This window comes from Paraburkholderia sp. Clong3, assembly GCF_050436485.1.
Taxonomy (GTDB): Bacteria; Pseudomonadota; Gammaproteobacteria; order Burkholderiales; family Burkholderiaceae; genus Paraburkholderia; species Paraburkholderia tuberum.
The window spans coordinates 48,605-68,399 of sequence record NZ_JBNDMH010000002.1 but is presented as its reverse complement, the minus strand read 5'-3'; the positions used below and the strand labels follow the sequence as shown (position 1 = coordinate 68,399).

Genomic DNA, 19,795 nt, shown 5'->3' with positions numbered 1-19,795 from the left:
CATGAAGCTGATGCGCGCGCCGAACCTGATCATCGGACAGCATTGGGTCAACGTGCTGGAGAGCGCGGGCATCGCTTGCGAGCTGCACAACCGCTATCTGAACGGTGCGCTCGGCGAGATTCCGGCCGACCAGTGCGCGCCGGAGCTGTGGCTCGTCGATGAACGCGATGAGGCGATCGCGCGGCGGCTGATCGAAGCGGCCTCGCGAGGACCGGCACCGGGCGCGCCTCCATGGCATTGTCAGCAGTGCGGCGAGGTGCTCGAGGCGCAGTTCACCGTGTGCTGGCAATGCGGGACTGTGCGCGATCCGTTGAAGGGGTGAAGTGGAGTCGGGAATTGAAGAAGCCGGGCATTGCCCGGCTTCTTCTTGTGCTGCGCGCGTGGCCTGGCCGCTTCAGGCGAGCCACACCGCGATGGTCAGCATCAACAGCAGGATCATCCACAGTACGACTGCACGCCACACCAGCCCCACTGCCGATTGCAGCGTGCGCGGCGTGCAGTCGTCGCCGACCTGCATCGGACCGCCGTCGCCCGTGGCGAGCGCGTCGAGGCTCGACGGCTCCGCGAGTGGCCCGGCCAGACGCGCGCCGAGCGCCCCGCTGCCCGCGGCGAGCAACACGCCGTCGTTCGTATCGGGCCACTGCCGCGCATGATTGCGCCACGCGTAAATCGCATCCTCGAAATTGCCGACGATCGCAAAGCCCAGCGACGTCAGCCGCGCCGGCACCCAGTCGATCACGAAGAACGCGCGCTGCGCGAAGCTCGAAAACGCGACGGTGCGGTCGTCGGCCGGCCGCGCCCATGCGCGCGCGAGATATTCCGCGCAACGGTACAGCACCGCGCCAGCGGGACCGACCGGAATCAGAAACCAGAAGAACACGCCGAACACATGGCGATGCGACGCGACCACCGCGTGGATCAGCGTGTGACGCACGATCTCGCTGACCGGCATGTCGACGGTCTCGAGCCCCGTCCATTCGTTGAGAATTTCGCGCGCGCGTGGCACGTCGTCGTTGTTCAACGCGAGATGGATGTCGGTGAAGTAATGGCTGAACTGCCGGAAGCCTAGCGTGAAGTACAGCACCACGACGTTCCACAGGAACGCGAGCATGAAGTGAATGTGATACAGCACGTAGTAGACGAGCGCGACCGCGAGCGTCCAGGGCACCACCACGACGAGCCACGCGAGCAGACCGTGACGTTGCTTGCCAGCATCGAATCCTTGCGCCGCCGACTCCGCATGGTATTGAAGCAACGCGGACAACGGATTGTTCGGCGACAGCGCGCGTACCTGTTCAATGATCAGAGCCAGCAATACGGAGAAAAAAGTCATGCGATGCGCCGTGCTTTTTAAGTTTTTACGATTGTTTTATAACGATAGCACAGGGTCGGATGAGTCTGAACGCGGATGCTGACAAAGCGCCGACAAGTGCGTCGTTCGCGCAACTGTGCATCGTCGACGCGGCGATGCGAGTCACGTAATTTATGCGGCGAGGAACCGATACAGGTTGCGCAGCATCGCCGCCGTCGCGCCCCAGATGAAATGATGGCCGCCTTGCACGGCTGCTGGCGTGACCGTCTGCGCGTGGTGCGCGCCGCGCTGCTCGGCGGCCTCCGGAGCCACCGTCAATTCGCCGCGCGGATACGGCATCGCGAAGAAGCGGCGCTCTCCGCCCTCGTAGCGGAACAGGCGCTCTTCGTGGTTGGACGGGTCCATCAGGAACGCGAGCGGCACTTCGAAGACCTCGGCCACTTCGAGCGTATCGATCTCCAGCGAGAACGGCGGGTGCACAAGAGCGATGACCGGCGACACGCGAAAGCCGGTGCCAGTGAGATAGTCGGGCAATGCGCCGAGAACTTCGACGCGCGACGCGTCGAGGCCCACCTCTTCGCGCGCTTCGCGCAGAGCCGTGGCAGTCGCATCAGCGTCGAACGGTTCCTGGCGGCCGCCGGGAAAACTCACCTGACCGGCGTGATCGTTCAGATGGTCCGCGCGCTGCGTGAGCAACACGGTAAGACCACGCGCGCGCACGACGAGCGGCACCAGCACCGCGGCCACGCGCGGATCGAGGTCGGTATTGCGCCACGGCGCATCGGCAATTTTCTCGGGTGTCCAGGCAAGCTGCCGATCAAAGCGCGCCCGCAGTGCATCGGGCGTCAGACGCTCGCGCGCGACCGGTGGCAGATCGGCGCCTGTCGCGATGACAGGCAGAGTTTCGGGCTCAAAGACGGGGCGGATCAACGGGTCTCTCTGATGAGCGTGGACATGCCGCTATTTTGACCTGGCCAACAAAAAAGCACCCGCGAGGGGTGCTTTTTCTTACAGCATTTACGCTTGGGAAGCAGCGCGGTCTTTCGAGACCAGCTTTTCCTTGATTCGAGCCGACTTGCCCGAACGCTCGCGCAGATAGTACAGCTTCGCACGACGCACATCGCCGCGACGCTTGACGACGATGCTAGCCAGCAGCGGCGAATACGTCTGGAACGTACGCTCGACGCCTTCGCCCGACGAAATCTTACGGACGATGAACGACGAATTCAGACCACGGTTACGCTTGGCGATCACGACGCCTTCGTAAGCCTGCACACGCTTACGCGTGCCTTCAACCACGTTCACGCTGACGATGACCGTATCGCCCGGACCAAAATCCGGAATGGTCTTTTCGCCGAGAACGCGCGCGATTTCTTCCTGCTCGAGTTTTGCAATCAGATTCATCACTGACTCCTAGATCCATCTTGTCGGCGTTCGTACCTGCCTCACGCGCTTACTGCGTTGGGCTACGGCCCCGATAGAGGATGGGTTCACATCTGGCACCGCACACGCATGCACGGCACCACCTTGTGTCCGCTTGAAAGACCGGGCCTCAGGCCTTCGGCTCTTCCTTCGCGAGACTCGCGAGCCACGCCTCGTCGGCACGGCTCAGCATTCTGTTCTTTCTGGCCTTCAGGATCAGATCGGGCCGCTTGTTCAACGTGTTGCGCAATGCTTCGCGCCGCCGCCACGCTTCGATTTCCGCATGATGGCCGCCGAGCAGCACATCAGGCACCCGCACGCCCTCGTATTCCTCGGGACGCGTGTAGTGCGGACAATCGAGCAGCACATCGACGAAGCTATCCTGCACCGCCGACTGTGAGTCGTTCAGCACGCCAGGCAACTGACGCACGACCGCATCCATCAACGCCATCGCGGGCAACTCGCCGCCCGACAGCACGAAGTCGCCAAGGCTTACTTCTTCGTCGACGACACGGTCCAGCAGACGCTGGTCGATCGCTTCGTAGCGCCCGCACAACAGGATCAGACCGGGTTCGGCCGCGAACTTCATCACGCGCTCGTGATTCAGTGTGGCGCCTTGCGGCGACATCATCACGACGCGCGCCGCGCCGATGCCCTGCTCCGACTGCGCCGCTTTCGCGGCACTGATCGCGTCTTCGAGCGGCCGGGCCAGCATAACCATGCCGGGGCCGCCGCCGTATGGGCGATCGTCGATCGTGCGGTAGTTGTCGGTCGTGAAATCGCGCGGATTCCACGTACGCAACCCATAGCGCTGCTGCTTCGCGGCCCGGCTGGTGATACCCCAGTCAGTCAGCGCGCGGAACATTTCTGGAAAGAGCGTCACGACATCGAACTGCATCGCTCTCCCCGCTCAACGATAGATTTCAATAGTCAGCTTCCCAGTCGACGACGATATGCTTTGCCGCCTGGTCCACCGTTTTGACAAAGACGCCGACGAACGGGATCAAACGCTCGCCTGCGACCGGCTTGCCGTTTTTGTCGGTAGCCGGATATTCGATGCGCAGCACCGACTGCGCGCCGTTGTCGATCATGCTGGCGACTTTGCCGAGGTTGAGCCCGGCGAGATTCACCACGTCCAGGCCGATCAGATCGACCCAGTAGAATTCGTCGGCTTCGAGCGCCGGAAATTCGCTACGGCCGATGTATACGCGAGAACCGCGCAAAGCCAACGCCGTATCGCGGTCAGCGACGCCACCCAGACGGGCGACCACGCTGTCGCTATGTGTTTTGGCCTGCAAGGACGGCGCCGATTTGCGCTCCTGGCCTTTCAGCAGCCACCAGCGCTTCGCGCTCAGCAAGACGTCGCCGCCTTGCCCGGCATCCGCATGCGCGGCTACCTTGACCCAGCCTTTGAGACCATAGGCGTCGACGATTGCGCCGACTTCGACCGCATCGGCCGGCCAGCTTGCGGCCGTTTCGATGCGCATTTCTGCAGCTTCGAAATCGGCGTTCGCGGCACTGGCTTGCGCCTCTTTCGCCTTGCCGTCGGTTCGTTCGACCGGCTTGCGGACGAATGCACCGAACGACGCCTGACCAGACGCCTTTGCGCGCGAAGCTGCCTTGACGCTACCAGAACTGCCGGAATCACGCACAGACATCGAATAACCTCGACAACAACTTCGCAGCCTGCTTTGGCGTCTGCTTCAGTAAAACAAATTGCGCATCGGACTGCTCACGCGAGTTGCGCGAGCCGCCGGCCGAACCGACGACGATACGCCTGCGGGCCGCCATATCAAGCAGCCGGCTGCGCCTTTTGCGCTTCCTTCACGAGACGTTCGACGGTCGGCGACAGTTGCGCGCCAACACCTTGCCAGTACGTCAGGCGATCCTGAGCGATACGCAGGGACTCGCCCTTCGTAGCGACCGGGTTGTAGAAACCGACGCGCTCGATGAAGCGGCCGTCACGACGGCTGCGCGAGTCGGTGGCGACGATGTTGTAGAACGGGCGCTTCTTGGAGCCGCCACGAGCCAAGCGGATGATGACCATACTAGAATCCTTGAAAACCGGGGTTCGGAACGACTGAAACACGCGATTATAGCGGGAAACCAACGCCATAACAAACACTTACCGGGATAAACTGCGGAACCGGGCTGCACCCACCTTCTACAAGAGGTGCGAGAACCGGTTCAAACGCCCGAATTACCTGAAGGAGCGCCTGTGCAACGCCAGCCGAAACTCCCGTTTCCGTTCGCCTTTTGTGCCTTTTTCGTACGCTTTGCTGGACTTTCGCGCACCTCGTGCAGCCGGATTCTACGTGCGGTAGCGGCCGCGGTTATCGCCGCGCAGGCGTTGACGGCAATCGCCGCGCTGCCCATCGAGAAAATCAAGCTGCCGCCGGGCTTTCACATCGAAGTGTTGTCGGACGAGGTGCCGAGCGCGCGCGCGATGACGTTGTCGCCCAAGGGCATTCTCTACGTGGGCAGCGACGATGGCCATGTGTATGCGCTCGAGCTGCGGAACGGCCGCGTGACGGGTCACCACGTGATCGCGTCCGGGCTGCAGATGCCCGCCGGCGTCGCGTGGCGCGACGGCGCGCTGTATGTGTCGGCCGTGTCGAAAATCGTGCGCTTCGATGCGATCGACTCGCACCTGAACGATCCGCCGAAACCCGTCGTTGTCACCGACGAGCTGCCGACGGACACGCATCACGGCTGGAAATTCATCGCGTTCGGCCCGGATGGCAAGCTGTACGTGCCGCAAGGCGCGCCGTGCAATATTTGCCAGAGAGATCCGGACCGCTTTGCGATGATTGGCCGCATGAACCCGGACGGCAGCCACTACGAGGTCGTCGCGCGCGGCATCCGCAATTCGGTCGGCTTCGCGTGGCATCCGGTCACCCACGAACTTTGGTTCACCGACAACGGTCGCGACCTGCTCGGCGACGATATTCCGAGCGACAAGCTCAACCGCGCGCCGCTAGTCGGCATGAACTTCGGCTTTCCGTACTGTCACGGCGGCGACACGCCCGACCCCGAGTTCGGCAAGGATCATCCGTGCAGCGAATTCACGCCGCCAGTGGTCAAGCTTGGCGCGCACGTGGCGGCGCTTGGCATGCGCTTCTACGACGGCCCGATGTTTCCAGCCGACTACCGCAACAATATCTTCATCGCCGAGCACGGCTCGTGGAACCGCAGCAAGAAGGTCGGCTACCGCGTCGTGCGCGTGATCACCGACCCTGACGGCAGCCACGCACGCCAGCAGGTCTTTGCCGAAGGCTGGCTGCAACCCGGCGAATCGGTCTGGGGCCGCCCCGCCGACGTGTTGCCGCTGCCAGACGGTTCGCTACTGATCAGCGACGATACCGCCGGCGCGATCTATCGCGTCACGTATTCAGCGCCGTAACACGCGGATGCACGCATGTCCGGCTGAACGGCTGCACTCACCTTGAGCCAGGTCCGGCGCATCTCGCCACCCCGCTTTCAGCCTGGGCGATCGTCCTCCACGTGACCACCCGCGCGCCGCAGGCGTAGAATGCGCGTCGGCCCGCGCCCCCGCGGCGCGCCGCTCCTTTCGACCGCCCGTCACTCTGCCCACGCGTTCATGCCCACCGCTGCCTCGACTTCCCCGCGCTTCAGATCCAAGACGCTCACCGCCGCGTTGGCGTTCCTGTTCGGCAGCCTCGGCGCCCACCGCTTCTATCTGTACGGCACCCGAGACATCTACGGCTGGGCGCATCTACTCGGCACGCTGGTCGGCATTCCCGGCGTGATGCTGCTGGTCGCGACCGAGCGCGCGTCGATCCTGGGCTGGGCGCTCGCGCCGATCGGCGCGGTTTCGCTGTTTGCCGCGTTTCTGGCGGCGCTCGTCTACGGGCTGCGTCCTGATCAGAAATGGGATGCGCAATTCAACACCCACACGCAACGCAAAAGCCGCTCCGGCTGGACGGTCATTTTCGTCGTGATCTTTTCGCTGCTGATCGGTGCGTTTCTGCTGATGACCGGTCTCGCGCTCGCGTTCCAGACTTACTTCGAAAGTCAGGTCGAAGCGGCCAAAGCGATTTCGCAGTAATGCCCCAGTGGCGGGACCCGCAGACGTTCCTGCGCGCTAGAAAAGCCTCAGTTGCGGACTGTCGCGCGCCGGTGCGCTCACCTGCTCGGCGCGCGGCGGCTCGATCCGGCGGAAATGCGACATGTCGAGAATGCCGCGGTCGCGCCCGTTCAACCCTAACCGGCGCACGGCCTTGTGAAAGCGCTGCCTGAGCAGATCCGCCCATAAGCCCTCTCCCTTCATGCGGGTCGAGAACGAAGAATCGTAATCCTTGCCGCCTCGCATGTCGCGCACACGGCTCATCACGCGCTCGGCCCGATCCGGGAAATGTGCGCCCAGCCAATCCTTGAACAGCGGCGCGACCTCCCACGGCAGCCGCAGCACGATATAGCTCGCATTGCTGGCGCCCGCTTCGGCGCATGCTTCGAGCACGCGCTCCATATCCGGTTCGGTGACGAACGGGATCACCGGCGCGATGCTGACGCCGACCGGAATGCCCGCCTCGCTGAGCGTACGGATCGTGCGCAGCCGGCGCGACGGCGTGGCCGCGCGCGGTTCGAGCGTGCGCGCGATGTCGGCGTCCAGCGTCGTGATGGTGATCGCCGCCATGAATTGCCCGCGCCCGGCCATCGGCGCAAGCAGGTCGATGTCGCGCTCGATCAGCGATGATTTGGTGATCGCCGCGAACGGGTGGTTGCGCTCGCTGAGCACCTCGATCACACGACGCGTAAGACGCAAGTCACGTTCGGCCGGCTGCCATGCATCGGTGGCGACGCCGAGCGCGATCGGCTCGGGTACATAGGATTTCTTCGACAGTTCCCGCTCGAGCAGTTCGGGCGCGTTGATCTTCGCGTAGATGCGGCTTTCGAAATCGAGCCCGGGCGACAAGCCCAGGTAGCTGTGCGTGGGCCGCGCGAAGCAATAGATGCAGCCGTGTTCGCAGCCCCGGTAAGGATTCAGCGACACATTGAACGGAATGTCCGGCGACGCATTGCGTGTGAGGATGGTTTTTGCGCGCTCCTCGAACACCTGCGTGCGCAGGACCTTCGGCTCCCCGTCTTCGTCGGCCGTCTGCCAGCCGTCGTGGACGGCTTCGCGCTGGTCGACTTCGTAGCGGCCTTGCAGGTTCGTGACCGCGCCGCGCCCCTTGCGAGGCGCCGGCGGCGCGATCGGAAATTCGGGAATGTCAGGGGTGTCGGGGTCGTCCACGGCGGGCCACGCAAAGCAAATGCAAACAGGAAGCGCCAAAGGAAAGCGGCGCAAAACACCTGTATAAATATACAGTGTTTACGCCGTTTGTCGAGCACTTCGTTGGTCGCTTGATGCGCGTCCCACCCCGTCAGTGAACCGGCACCTACTCGCCCACCGCGATCGTCAGCGTCTCCTTGATTTCCTCCATCACCACATAGCTCTTCGACTGCACCGCGCCCGGCAGCTGCAGCAGGATGTCGCCGAGCAACTTGCGGTAATCGGCCATTTCGCCGATGCGCGCCTTGATCAGATAGTCGAAATCGCCCGACACGAGGTGGCACTCGAGCACCTCGGGGATCTTCTGCACCTCGCGCCGGAACAGATCGAACATGTTGCCACTCTTGTGATCGAGCGTGATCTCGACGAACACGAGCAGCGCCGCGCCCAGCTCGGCCGGGTTCACGCGGGCGTAGTAGCCGGTGATCACGCCGTCGCGCTCCATCCGCTTGACGCGCTCGATGCACGGCGTCACCGACAGACCGACCTGCTCCGCCAGGTCCTTCATCGCCATACGGCCGTCCTGCTGCAGGAGCCGCAGGATCTTGTGATCGAGCTTGTCGAGAGCCCGCACGGGCTGGCGCTGGGTACGCATGGTGTTTTTTCTAAAAATGATGAAAATACGATAACAAAACCTGTCTCACTGTTAATAGTATAGCGGTTAACACTGGGCAAACGGCATTTCACCTCACATTGCAGCTCGCCGGATCGAATCAGATCGAACCTCCGACGAGCGCCTTGCCCTCACTCAATTTTTGGATATCTGGAGCAGCTATGCGAGTCGTCGTTTTGGGCAGTGGCGTCGTCGGCGTGACGAGTGCGTATTACCTCGCGCGCGCCGGTCACGAAGTGACCGTTATCGATCGCGAGGCCGGCCCGGCGCTCGAAACCAGTTTCGCCAACGCGGGCCAGATCTCGCCGGGCTACGCTTCGCCGTGGGCCGCCCCGGGCGTGCCGCTGAAGGCCGTCAAGTGGATGTTCCAGAAGCACGCGCCGCTAGCGATTCGCGTCGACGGCACCGCGTTCCAACTGCAATGGATGTGGCAGATGCTGCAGAACTGCACGGCGCCGCGCTATGCGGTGAACAAGGGCCGTATGGTGCGGCTGGCCGAATACAGCCGCGACTGCCTGCAGGCGTTGCGCGCCGACACCGGCATCGAGTACGAAGGCCGCACCGGCGGCACGCTGCAGGTATTTCGCACGCAACAGCAGTTCGACGGCGCCGCGAAAGACATCGCCGTGCTGCAGGAAGCCAACGTGCCATACGAGCTGCTGACGGCCGACGAACTCGCCAAGGCCGAACCAGCACTCGCCGCGGTGTCGCACAAGCTCACCGGCGGCCTGCGCCTGCCCGGCGACGAAACCGGCGACTGCCGGATGTTCACGACGCGCCTCGCGGCGCTCGCCGAGGAACTGGGCGTCAAGTTCCGCTACAACACGTCGATCGACGCGCTCGCGATGGCGGGCGGCCGCATCGCCGGCGTACAGTGCGGCAGCGAACTCGTGCGCGCGGATTCGTTCGTGGTCGCGCTCGGCTCGTATTCGACGCGCTTCCTCGATGGCATAGTGAAGATTCCGGTCTATCCGCTGAAAGGCTATTCGATCACCGCGCCGATCGTCGACGCGGCTGCCGCGCCGGTGTCGACCGTGCTCGATGAGACCTACAAGATCGCGATCACGCGCTTCGATGACCGGATTCGCGTCGGCGGGATGGCCGAGATCGTCGGCTTCGACAAATCGCTGCGCCAGGCGCGCCGCGAGACGCTCGAGCTTTCTGTGAATGACCTGTTCCCGGGCGGCGGCGACACCTCGAAGGCGACGTTCTGGACCGGTCTGCGGCCGATGACGCCGGACGGCACGCCGATCGTCGGTCGCACGCCGGTTCCGAACCTGTTCCTGAACACCGGCCACGGCACGCTTGGCTGGACGATGTCGTGCGGCTCGGGCCAACTGCTCGCCGACTTGATGTCGGGCAAGCAGCCCGCGATTCGCGCGGACGATCTGTCGGTGCATCGCTATCTCGGCGAGACCGCGGGCGAGCATCGGCCGGCGTATGCGTGAGTTTGAGTGCGTGCGCTGACGCGGCCCTGCCCGCGGCGCAGGCCGCAACAAACAGCAGGCGGACAAACAAACGGCGCCTCGCGGGGCGCCGTTTGCATTTCAATGTGCTGCCGCGATCGCGGCCGGCATCGAGGCATGCTCAGAACTGGTCTTCCGACAAAGCCAGCACGCCCTCGCCCCCTTTCGCGCTGACGATCGCCACTTCGAGCGCCGCCGCCTGCGGCAGCACGTGCTCGGCGTAGAACCGCGCGGTCGCGATCTTCGCGTCATGAAACGCTGGGTCCTCGTCGCGCTTCGTCGCCGCGGCAAGCTGCGCACGCGCCATCTGCCAGCCGCCCAGCACGATGCCCGCGAGCTTCAGATAGGGCACGCTGCCCGCGAACACCGCATTCGGATCACCCTTCGCATTGGCGACGGCGAAATCGACGACCGCGCCAAGCGCGCGCTGGCCCTGCGCGAGCTGTGTGCGCATCGATGCGAACGCCGCGCCCTGCTGCGCGCCAAGCGCTTCAACCGTTTCGGCGACGCCAGCGAGCAGTTCCTTCGCGACCTTGCCGCCGTCGCGCAGCGTCTTGCGACCGATCAGGTCGTTGGCCTGGATCGCGGTCGTGCCTTCGTAGATCGGTAGAATGCGCGCGTCGCGGTAGTACTGGGCAGCGCCGGTTTCCTCGATGAAGCCCATGCCGCCATGCACCTGCACGCCGAGGCTCGTCACGTCGATCGACAGCTCCGTGCTCCAGCCCTTCACGATCGGCACCAGATATTCGTAGATCGCCTGATGCTTCGCGCGCGTCGCATCGTCCGGATGACGATGCGCGATATCGCAGTGCGAGGCCGCGAGGTAGGCGAGCGCGCGCGACGCCTCGGTGAGGCTGCGCATCGTCGACAGCATGCGGCGCACGTCCGGGTGCTGGATGATCGCGACCGACTGCTTCGCGGAGCCGTCCACGGGACGGCTCTGCACGCGCTCTTTCGCATACGCGACCGCTTTCTGATATGCGCGATCCGAGATCGCGACACCTTGCATGCCGACCGCGAAACGGGCGGCGTTCATCATGATGAACATGTATTCGAGGCCACGATTCTCTTCGCCGATCAGCTGACCGAGCGCGCCGCCGTGATCGCCGAACTGCAGCACCGCGGTCGGGCTCGCCTTGATGCCGAGCTTGTGCTCGATCGACACGCAATGCACGTCGTTGCGCTCACCGAGCGAACCGTCTTCGTCGACGAGAAACTTCGGCACAAGGAACAGCGAAATGCCTTTCACGCCATCGGGCGCGTTCGGCGTGCGTGCGAGCACCAGATGCACGATGTTCTTCGCCATGTCGTGCTCGCCCCACGTGATGAAAATCTTCGTGCCGAACAGCTTGAACGAACCGTCGGCCTGCGGCTCGGCGCGCGTGCGTACGAGCGCGAGATCGGAGCCGGCCTGCGGTTCGGTCAGGTTCATCGTACCGGTCCATTCGCCGGAAATCAGCTTGGGCACATAGGTCTGTTTTTGCGCTTCGCTGCCAGCGGTTAGCAGCGCTTCGATGGCGCCGTCGGTCAGCAACGGACACAGTGCAAAAGAGAGGTTCGACGCGTTGAGCATTTCGATGCAAGGCGTCGCGATCAGCTTCGGCAGGCCCTGGCCTTCGTAGTCGAGCGGATGTTGCACGCCCTGCCAACCGCCTTCGGCAAACTGGCGGAAGGCTTCCCTGAAACCCGGCGTCGCAGTGACCACGCCATCCTTCCAGCTGCTCGGATTGCGATCTCCGTCGACGTTCAGCGGCGCGAGCACTTCGCCGCATAGTTTCGCCGACTCGTCGAGCACGGCCTGCGCGGTGTCGAGGTTCGCGTCCTCGAAGCCGGGCAGCTTCGCGATGTCTTCGAGTCCGGCCAGTTCTTTCATCACGAACAGCATGTCCTTGATGGGCGCCGTATAGCTCATTTCGGTTCTCCTCCCTTGATATGAAAAAAGGGCGCGGGACTTGGTCGGTCCTGCGCCCTTCGCTTGCTTTCGGCGGCCTCTTTCAGGCGCCGCGGCGCTTAGCCGAGTTCGCTCACGAGTTCCGGCACGAGGGTGAACAGATCGCCAACCAAGCCGTAATCGGCCACGCTGAAAATCGGCGCTTCTTCGTCCTTGTTGATCGCGACGATGACTTTCGAGTCCTTCATGCCGGCGAGGTGCTGGATCGCACCCGAGATGCCGACTGCGACGTACAGTTGCGGCGCGACGATCTTGCCCGTCTGGCCGACCTGATAGTCGTTCGGCACGAAGCCCGCGTCGACCGCCGCACGCGATGCGCCCAGTGCCGCGCCGAGCTTGTCGGCCAGCGGCTCGAGCACCTTCATGTAGTTCTCGCCATTGCCCAGACCACGGCCACCCGACACGATGATTTTCGCGCTCGTCAGTTCCGGACGATCGAGCTTCGTCACTTCGCGGCTCACGAACTGCGAGAGGCCTGCGTCGGCTGCCGCTTCGATCTTCTCGACCGCTGCGCTGCCGCCTTCGGCCGCGACGGCATCAAAACCGGTCGAGCGCACGGTGATGACCTTGATCGGATCAGCCGATTGCACGATCGCGATTGCGTTGCCCGCGTAGATCGGACGCTCGAACGTGTCGGCGCTATCCACTGCCGTGATGTCGCTGATCTGCGCGACGTCGAGCTTCGCGGCGATACGCGGCGCGACATTCTTGCCGTAGGCGGTAGCCGGCGCGAGGATGTGCGTGTAGTGCTTCGCCGCATCTTGCACAAGCGTCAGGACCGTCGCTTCGACGTTTTCCGCGAGGCCTTCGGCCAGTTGCGGCGCATCGGCGAGCAGCACCTTGCTGACACCCGCGATCTTCGCGGCCGCATCGGCCGCGCCCTGCGCGTTATGTCCCGCGACCAGCACGTGAATATCACCGCCGATCTTCTGTGCCGCTGCGATCGTGTTCAGCGTCGCGGCCTTGATCGACGCATTGTCGTGTTCTGCAATTACCAGGTTCGTCATTTCTCGGGTCTCCTCACAGCACCTTCGCTTCGGTCTTCAGCTTCTCGACCAGCGTCTTCACGTCCGGCACCTTCACACCGGCGGAGCGCCTGGGCGGCTCGGCGACTTTCAGCGTCTTCAGACGCGGCGTGACATCGACGCCGAGGTCTTCGGGCTTGACCGTTTCCAGCGGCTTTTTCTTCGCCTTCATGATGTTCGGCAGCGTTACGTAGCGCGGCTCGTTCAGGCGCAGATCGGTCGTGACCACGGCCGGCAGCGTCAGCGACAGCGTTTCCGCGCCGCCGTCCACTTCACGCGACACCGTCGCCTTGCCGTCCGCCACGACAAGCTTCGACGCGAACGTCGCCTGCGGCAGATTCGCGAGCGCGGCGAGCATCTGGCCGGTCTGGTTGGAGTCGTCGTCGATGGCCTGCTTGCCGAGGATCACCAGTTGCGGCTGCTCCTTGTCGACGAGCGCCTTGAGCAGCTTCGCGACGGCGAGCGGCTGCAGGTCTTCACCAGATTCGATCAGGATCGCGCGATCCGCGCCGATCGCGAGCGCGGTGCGCAGGGTTTCCTGCGCCTGCGCAACACCGGCCGACACGGCGATCACTTCGGTCGCGACGCCCGCTTCCTTCAGACGCACCGCTTCTTCAACCGCGATTTCGTCGAACGGGTTCATCGACATTTTCACGTTCGCGATATCGACGCCCGTACCGTCCGATTTCACGCGGACCTTCACGTTGTAGTCGACCACTCTTTTCACTGGCACCAGAATTTTCATGCACACGCTCCAAAGTTACGAATACGTCAACCCGATGAACATTATAGCGACTGCCCTCATGACAGCCGTGTCGCGGGCGCTTTGCGGGAGGATATCGCTCCTCAGCGGCGTGCCGGCAATACCGAACGATCGTTCTATTTTAATCTCCAAAAAACCCGGGAGACAACCCCGGGTTCCTACTCAGACCTCTAATTTCGCATTGCCGTCGTGTTCTGCGAGGTCCGCGGGCGTTGCATCACCAGGAGGTGATCACCGAGCCGCCGAATTTGCTGTCGACGAACTGCTTCACTTCCGGCGAGTGGTACGCCGCGACGAGCTTCGCGACCCACGGCTTGTTCTTGTCCGCTTCGCGGATCGCGATCACGTTTACGTAGGGACCTTTCCGGTCCTCGATCGCGATAGCGTCCTGCGTTGGCTTGAGGCCCGCTTCCATCGCGAAGTTGGTGTTGATCGCGGCGGCATCGACATCGCCCAGCGAACGCGGAATCTGCGCCGCGTCAAGCTCGACGATCTTTAGTTTCTTCGGATTGTCGACGATGTCGAGCGGCGTCGCCTTCAGGCCCGCCTCGGCGGCGCGCAGCTTCAGCAAGCCCTGCTTCTGCAGCAACAGCAGCGCGCGGCCGCCGTTGGTCGGGTCGTTCGGCACGGCGATCTTCGCGCCCGGCTGCAGTTCGGCGAGCGACTTCACCTTCTTCGAGTAGATCCCCATCGGGTACGTGACCGTATCGGCGATACGGATCAGCTTGTAGCCGCGATCCTTCACCTGCGCCTGCAAGTACGGGTCGTGCTGGTAGCTGTTCGCGTCCAGATCGCCGCCCGCGAGCGCCGCGTTCGGCTGCACGTAGTCGGAGAATTCGACGATCCTGATGTTCAGGCCGTTCTTCGCGGCGACCGTCTTCACGACGTCCATGATCTGCGCGTGCGGGCCGCCGGTGACACCAACCTTGATCGTGTCTTCGGCATGCGCCGCGGTGGTGGCGAAGAGCGTTGCCGCGCCGAATGCGGCGGCCAGCTTGAGAATGAAGCGACGTTGCATGATGGACCTTTTCCGAATCTTTATTAGCGGGCTTCCGAACGCCCTTGTTTATTTGTGGCTCAGACGACGCACGAGCCAATCCCCAAACGACTGCACCAGTTGCACGAACACGATCAGTATCAGCACGACCGCGAGCATCACTTCCGGCAGGAAGCGCTGATAGCCGTAGCGGATGCCGAGGTCGCCAAGACCGCCGCCGCCGATCGCGCCGGCCATCGCCGAATAGCCGACCAGCGACACGAACGTGATCGTCAACCCGGCGACCACCCCCGGCAGCGATTCCGGCAACAGCACCTTGAAGACGATCTGGCTGGTGGTCGCGCCCATCGCCTGGGCCGCCTCGATGAGCCCGCGATCGACCTCGCGCAGTGCCGTTTCGACCAGGCGCGCGATGAACGGCGCCGCGGCGATCGTCAGCGGCACGATCGCGGCCGCGGTGCCGATCGACGAACCGACGACAAGTCGCGTAAACGGAATCACCGCGACCAGCAGGATGATGAACGGCGTCGAGCGCACCGCGTTGACGATCACGCCCATCACGCGATTCAACGCGACGTTTTCGAGCACGCCCTGGCGGTTGGTCAAATACAGCAGCACGCCGAGCGGCACGCCGACCACAGCGCCAATCAGTCCGGAGACGCCCACCATGATGAGCGTCTCCCAGAACGACTGGACGAACATATCGAACATTTCACTCAACATGCGAGAGCTCCTCCACTACGACACCCTGCTCGCGCAGAAACGTGATCGCCTGCGCAACCTTGGCCGGATCGCCGCCCGCGAGTACCGCGAGCGAGCCGAACGCCTGCCCCTGGATTTCGTCGATCTGGCCGTGCAGGATGTTGAAGTCGAGCTCGTAGCGGCGAATCGTCTCCGACAGGATCGGCTGATCGACGCCCGAACCGGTGAACGCGAGGCGCAGCAGATGGCCGCTGCCGGTCTTCAACCGCTGCGCGACGCGCGCCTTCATGGCGGGCGGCAGCTCCTGCGCGATCACGTCGCCGATCAGCGCGCGCGTGACTTCGTGGTGCGGCTGCAGGAACACGTCGATCACCTTGCCCTCTTCGACGACGCGGCCCGCGTCGAGCACCGCGACGCGATCGCAGACCTGCTTGATCACGTCCATCTGGTGAGTGATCAGCACGATCGTCAGGTTCAGTTCGCGGTTGATGCGCTTGAGCAGATCGAGGATCGCGCGGGTGGTTTCGGGGTCGAGCGCGGAGGTCGCCTCGTCCGACAGCAGCACCTTCGGCTTGCTCGCGAGCGCACGCGCGATGCCCACGCGCTGCTTCTGCCCGCCGCTGATCTGCGCCGGATAGCGGTCCTTCTGCGCCGACAGACCGACGAGCTCGAGCAGCGGCAGCACGTTCGCCTCGATCTCGTCGCGCTTCATGCCGGCCAGTTCGAGCGGCAGCGCGACGTTCTCGTACACGGTGCGCGACGACAACAGATTGAAGTGCTGGAAGATCATGCCGATCTCGCGACGCGCGTCGCGCAGTTGCGCGGCGGGCAGCGTCGTCAGATCGCGGCAGTTGACGAGGATGTTGCCCTCGGATGGGCGCGTCAGCAGGTTGATCGTGCGCACGAGCGTGCTCTTGCCCGCGCCGCTGCGGCCGATGATGCCGAACACCTCGCCCGCCGGAATCGTCAGATTGACGTTGTGCAGCGCCTCGACCCACCCCCGGGACCCGGCAAACCGCTGGGAAACATTGCGTATTTCGATCATGGACAAACAAAAACGGCGGAGGCTGCCGGCGAGCATCGTGCTCCCGACAAGCGGCCGCCGTTTCTTTTATTGGGATTTGAGGTCGTCATTCTACCGCAGCGACGACATGCCCTTTAATAATCAATTTCGATCTTTTCATAACCTGCGGGCATTAGAGCCGCGCCTTATGCACGAAGCTCACGCGCTTCGCGCCGCTACGACTATGATCGGGCCACTCACCTTCAGCACAGGCCGCCGCCATGCAGACTTCTCCGAGCCACACCGTGCGCGCGAGCGCCGGCAGTCTCAATAAAGATGCGCCGCAGCGCGGGTCGGTGACGACCGGCGATGGCATCGAATTGCCGCTGTATCGCTGGCGGCCGAACGGGCCCATACGCGCGACGGTCGCGCTGCTGCACGGCCTCGCCGAGCACGCCGGCCGTTACGCCGCCGTTGCGGGCCGGCTCAACGCGGCGGGCATCGAACTCGTCGCGATCGATCTGCGCGGCCACGGCCACGCGCCCGGCAAGCGCGCCTATGTGAAACGCTTCGACGACTACCTGCTCGATGCGCAGGCGCTGCTCGACGCCGCCGCGCAAAGCTGTGCGCCGTTATTCCTGATGGGTCACAGCATGGGTGGCGCGGTGGCGGCGCTGTATGCGATAGAGCGCCTCGACGCGAGCGGGCGGCGCCTCGCCGGCCTGATCCTGTCGAGCCCCGCGCTCGCGCCGGGCCGCGACGTGCCGAAGTGGATGCTCGCGCTAAGCCAGGTGATCAGCCGCGTCTACCCAACCTTCCCGGCGATGAAGATCGACCCTGCGCTGCTCTCGCGCCTTCAGCCGGTGGTCAAAGCCAACCTCAACGATCCGCTCGTGCATCACGACGCGATTCCGGCGCGCACGGGCGCCGAGCTGCTGCTCGCGATGGCGCGCATCGAACGCGGACGCGCGAGGCTGCGCATGCCGCTGCTCGTGTTTCATGGCACCGACGACAAAGTGACCGAGCCCGACGGCAGCCGCGCGTTCGGCGAGCACGCGGGCTCGCCGGACAAGACGCTCACGCTGCACGAGGGTAGTTACCACGAGACGATGAACGACCTCGATCGCGATCGGGTGATCGAGGCGTTGGTCGAGTGGATCGAAAGGCGGGCGGTGGGACCGAGTTGACAAGACGCGGCGCTTGCTGGCCGTCGACTACCGCTTCCACTTCGGCGCGCGTTTGTCGATGAAAGCCTGCACGCCTTCGAGCGCCGAGTCGTCCATCATGTTGCAGGCCATCGTCTGCCCCGCGAGCTGGTACGCGGCTTCGATACCCATTTCGAGCTGCCGGTAGAACAGGCCCTTGCCCGCGCTGACAGCTTCGACCGGCTTCGCGCAGATGCTCGCGGCGAGCCGCGCGACTTCGTCGTCGAGCGCATCGGCTGGGGCGACGCGGTTCACGAGCCCCTGCTTGCGCGCTTCGGCGGCGTCGATGAAATCTCCGGTCAGCAGCATTTCTAGCGCGGCCTTGCGCGACAGGTTGCGCGACAGCGGCACCGACGGTGTCGCGCAGAACAATCCGAGGTTCACGCCCGATACGGCGAAGCGTGCGGTATCGGCGGCGACCGCGAGATCGCACATGGCGACCAGCTGGCAGCCGGCGGCGGTCGCGATGCCATGCACGCGCGCGATCACCGGCTGCGGCATGCGCTGGATCGTCAGCATCAGCTTCGTGCAGCGCGCGAACAGTTGCTGGTAATAAGCAAGCGATGGCGCCGCGCGCATTTCCTTCAGGTCGTGCCCCGCGCAGAACGCGCGGCCAGCGCCGGCGATCACGACCACGCGGGCATCGGTCTTCGCGATCCCGGTCAGCGTCTGCTGCAGTCCGTCGAGCAACGCTTCGGACAGCGCGTTGAACGCATCGGGCCGGTTCATCGTCACGCGCACGACGCCCGCTACGCGATACGCGTCGTGTTCGATCGTGACCAGCGACGCGTCGCCGGTGCTGGCGGGACTGGCGTTCATGGCTCGCTCCTCGGTACGTGAATGTCGATTTTCGCTCGCTGGCTTTCGAGCCACTGTCGCCGCGTGCAGTCGGGCAACCTCAGATCTCCGCCAGCGACCGCACGTGCGCGACCACGCTGCGCCCGAGCGCCGACAGGTTGTAGCCGCCCTCGAGACAACTGACGATGCGCCCACGCGCATAACGCCGCGCGATCTCGCGCATCTGGTCGGTGATCCACGCGTAATCGTCTTCGACGAGGCCCATGTTGCCGAGGTCGTCCTCGCGATGCGCGTCGAAGCCGGCCGAGATGAACAGCATCTCCGGCCTGAATTCGTGCAGGCGCGGCAACCACAGCATATCGACCGCTTCGCGCACGGCCATGCCGTTCGAACGCGCCGGCATCGGCACGTTGCACATGTTGGACGCCTGGTTGTCGGCGCCCGTGAACGGATAGAACGGGTGCTGGAAGATACTGCACATCAGCACGCGCGGGTCGCCCGAGAACGCGGCCTCGGTGCCGTTGCCGTGATGCACGTCGAAGTCGATGATGGCGACGCGCGCGAGACCATGCACGTCGAGCGCGTGGCGCGCGGCGATCGCGATGTTGTTGAAAAAGCAGAAGCCCATCGCACGCGCCGGCTCCGCGTGATGGCCCGGCGGCCGCACGCTGCAGAACGCGTTGTCGTAGCGGCCTTCGATCACCGCGTCGGTGGCGGCGACCGCCGCGCCCGCCGCGCGCAGCGCGGCCTGCCACGTGTGCGGATTCATCGTCGTGTCGGGATCGATCTCGGCGACGCCCTCGACGGGCGAGCGACCGCGGATGTAGTCGACGTGCGCCTGCGTGTGCACTCGCAGCAGCGCGGCCTCGTCGACGAGCGGCGGCGATTCGCGCTCGATCAGCGCGTCGATGCGGCTTGCGATCAGTTGATCCTCGATCGCCTGCAGGCGCGCGGGACACTCGGGGTGCCACTGCCCCATGTCGTGCAGCAGACAGTCGGGGTGGGAATAGAAGCCTGTTGCCATAGTTCGTGTTGTGCGTCTCTTCTACGGCGCGACGCATGAACTGCGCGCGCGGCGTGTCTCCGTCGAGCGGCGCGCGCCCCCGCGCGCCTCCATTCGTCAAGTTACCACACGACGCCGCTGTCGCCGATTCAGCACGGTTTTGCGGGAGTCGTCGGATATACTTCCCCGACCCGTTATTCGCCGTTTCGTTCCTGCCGCTTTCCGACTGCTTCCAGCCT

At 64.2% G+C, this 19,795-nt stretch carries 21 protein-coding genes; 5 read left to right on the top strand and 16 right to left on the bottom strand.

Annotated elements, in window-relative coordinates; all coding sequences use genetic code 11:
- Nucleotide 1: 1 nt before the first annotated feature.
- A complete protein-coding gene (locus OKW30_RS04625; protein WP_187627942.1) occupies nucleotides 2–322 on the top strand; it encodes a DUF2007 domain-containing protein in 321 nt (106 codons plus the stop codon).
- A 72-nt stretch (nucleotides 323–394) separates the two neighbouring features.
- Here OKW30_RS04625 and OKW30_RS04620 read toward each other — a convergent pair whose 3' ends face one another.
- From OKW30_RS04620 to rpsP, 6 genes are all read right to left on the bottom strand, one after another.
- Nucleotides 395–1,333 carry a CobD/CbiB family protein gene (locus tag OKW30_RS04620; protein ID WP_184073822.1) on the bottom strand — a complete coding sequence of 313 codons (939 nt, stop codon included), beginning with the start codon at nucleotides 1,331–1,333 and terminating at the stop codon, nucleotides 395–397.
- Between the two features lie 150 nt (nucleotides 1,334–1,483).
- On the bottom strand, nucleotides 1,484–2,242 hold the full coding sequence (locus tag OKW30_RS04615; RefSeq protein WP_184073824.1) for an NUDIX hydrolase: 759 nt from the start codon (nucleotides 2,240–2,242) through the stop codon (nucleotides 1,484–1,486).
- An 87-nt stretch (nucleotides 2,243–2,329) separates the two neighbouring features.
- Entirely contained in the window at nucleotides 2,330–2,716 is a 387-nt protein-coding gene (gene rplS / locus OKW30_RS04610; RefSeq protein WP_013090115.1) for a 50S ribosomal protein L19, read from the bottom strand.
- Between the two features lie 148 nt (nucleotides 2,717–2,864).
- The gene (gene trmD, locus OKW30_RS04605) at nucleotides 2,865–3,632 is read right to left on the bottom strand and encodes a tRNA (guanosine(37)-N1)-methyltransferase TrmD (RefSeq protein ID WP_187627939.1); all 768 of its coding nucleotides are present in this window, start codon (nucleotides 3,630–3,632) and stop codon (nucleotides 2,865–2,867) included.
- A gap of 25 nt (nucleotides 3,633–3,657) precedes the next feature.
- On the bottom strand, nucleotides 3,658–4,392 hold the full coding sequence (rimM, locus tag OKW30_RS04600; protein ID WP_184073827.1) for a ribosome maturation factor RimM: 735 nt from the start codon (nucleotides 4,390–4,392) through the stop codon (nucleotides 3,658–3,660).
- 134 nt (nucleotides 4,393–4,526) lie between these two features.
- The gene (gene rpsP, locus OKW30_RS04595) at nucleotides 4,527–4,781 is read right to left on the bottom strand and encodes a 30S ribosomal protein S16 (protein ID WP_013090118.1); all 255 of its coding nucleotides are present in this window, start codon (nucleotides 4,779–4,781) and stop codon (nucleotides 4,527–4,529) included.
- A gap of 261 nt (nucleotides 4,782–5,042) precedes the next feature.
- On the opposite strand from rpsP, the gene OKW30_RS04590 reads away from it, so the two are divergent.
- Complete coding sequence (locus OKW30_RS04590) at nucleotides 5,043–6,137, top strand: PQQ-dependent sugar dehydrogenase (protein ID WP_429347724.1); 1,095 nt, start codon at nucleotides 5,043–5,045, stop codon at nucleotides 6,135–6,137.
- Nucleotides 6,138–6,335: 198 nt separating this feature from the next.
- Nucleotides 6,336–6,803 carry an NINE protein gene (locus OKW30_RS04585; RefSeq protein ID WP_184073831.1) on the top strand — a complete coding sequence of 156 codons (468 nt, stop codon included), beginning with the start codon at nucleotides 6,336–6,338 and terminating at the stop codon, nucleotides 6,801–6,803.
- A gap of 36 nt (nucleotides 6,804–6,839) precedes the next feature.
- Here OKW30_RS04585 and OKW30_RS04580 read toward each other — a convergent pair whose 3' ends face one another.
- Entirely contained in the window at nucleotides 6,840–7,991 is a 1,152-nt protein-coding gene (locus OKW30_RS04580) for a PA0069 family radical SAM protein (RefSeq protein WP_429346122.1), read from the bottom strand.
- Nucleotides 7,992–8,136: 145 nt separating this feature from the next.
- Entirely contained in the window at nucleotides 8,137–8,625 is a 489-nt protein-coding gene (locus tag OKW30_RS04575; RefSeq protein WP_090801287.1) for an Lrp/AsnC ligand binding domain-containing protein, read from the bottom strand.
- A 179-nt stretch (nucleotides 8,626–8,804) separates the two neighbouring features.
- Between OKW30_RS04575 and OKW30_RS04570 the strand changes: the two genes are divergently transcribed.
- A complete protein-coding gene (locus tag OKW30_RS04570) occupies nucleotides 8,805–10,091 on the top strand; it encodes a D-amino acid dehydrogenase (protein WP_184073833.1) in 1,287 nt (428 codons plus the stop codon).
- A 139-nt stretch (nucleotides 10,092–10,230) separates the two neighbouring features.
- Here the strand turns inward: OKW30_RS04570 and OKW30_RS04565 are convergent, their stop codons facing one another.
- The 6 genes from OKW30_RS04565 to OKW30_RS04540 all read right to left on the bottom strand — a co-directional run bounded on the left by OKW30_RS04565 (nucleotide 10,231) and on the right by OKW30_RS04540 (nucleotide 16,592).
- Nucleotides 10,231–12,021, bottom strand: a complete 1,791-nt coding sequence (locus tag OKW30_RS04565; RefSeq protein WP_429346121.1) for an acyl-CoA dehydrogenase — start codon at nucleotides 12,019–12,021, stop codon at nucleotides 10,231–10,233.
- A gap of 98 nt (nucleotides 12,022–12,119) precedes the next feature.
- Nucleotides 12,120–13,067 (bottom strand): electron transfer flavoprotein subunit alpha/FixB family protein, encoded by a 948-nt coding sequence (locus tag OKW30_RS04560; RefSeq protein WP_184027751.1) that lies wholly within the window; start codon nucleotides 13,065–13,067, stop codon nucleotides 12,120–12,122.
- Nucleotides 13,068–13,080: 13 nt separating this feature from the next.
- Nucleotides 13,081–13,830: an electron transfer flavoprotein subunit beta/FixA family protein gene (locus OKW30_RS04555; protein WP_184027740.1), complete on the bottom strand. Its 750-nt coding sequence runs from the start codon at nucleotides 13,828–13,830 to the stop codon at nucleotides 13,081–13,083.
- Between the two features lie 235 nt (nucleotides 13,831–14,065).
- A complete protein-coding gene (locus tag OKW30_RS04550) occupies nucleotides 14,066–14,866 on the bottom strand; it encodes a MetQ/NlpA family ABC transporter substrate-binding protein (protein WP_429346120.1) in 801 nt (266 codons plus the stop codon).
- Nucleotides 14,867–14,914: 48 nt separating this feature from the next.
- On the bottom strand, nucleotides 14,915–15,568 hold the full coding sequence (locus tag OKW30_RS04545; RefSeq protein ID WP_184070708.1) for a methionine ABC transporter permease: 654 nt from the start codon (nucleotides 15,566–15,568) through the stop codon (nucleotides 14,915–14,917).
- Nucleotides 15,558–16,592, bottom strand: a complete 1,035-nt coding sequence (locus tag OKW30_RS04540; protein WP_187628971.1) for a methionine ABC transporter ATP-binding protein — start codon at nucleotides 16,590–16,592, stop codon at nucleotides 15,558–15,560. Before OKW30_RS04540 ends, OKW30_RS04545 begins: the two co-directional genes overlap by 11 nt.
- A gap of 239 nt (nucleotides 16,593–16,831) precedes the next feature.
- Here OKW30_RS04540 and OKW30_RS04535 point away from each other — a divergent pair, with 239 nt between their 5' ends.
- Nucleotides 16,832–17,737 carry an alpha/beta hydrolase gene (locus OKW30_RS04535; RefSeq protein ID WP_090801301.1) on the top strand — a complete coding sequence of 302 codons (906 nt, stop codon included), beginning with the start codon at nucleotides 16,832–16,834 and terminating at the stop codon, nucleotides 17,735–17,737.
- A gap of 27 nt (nucleotides 17,738–17,764) precedes the next feature.
- On the opposite strand, the gene OKW30_RS04530 is transcribed toward OKW30_RS04535, so the two are convergent.
- On the bottom strand, nucleotides 17,765–18,574 hold the full coding sequence (locus OKW30_RS04530; RefSeq protein ID WP_090801303.1) for an enoyl-CoA hydratase: 810 nt from the start codon (nucleotides 18,572–18,574) through the stop codon (nucleotides 17,765–17,767).
- Between the two features lie 79 nt (nucleotides 18,575–18,653).
- A complete protein-coding gene (locus tag OKW30_RS04525) occupies nucleotides 18,654–19,577 on the bottom strand; it encodes a histone deacetylase family protein (protein WP_090801305.1) in 924 nt (307 codons plus the stop codon).
- Nucleotides 19,578–19,795: the final 218 nt, after the last annotated feature.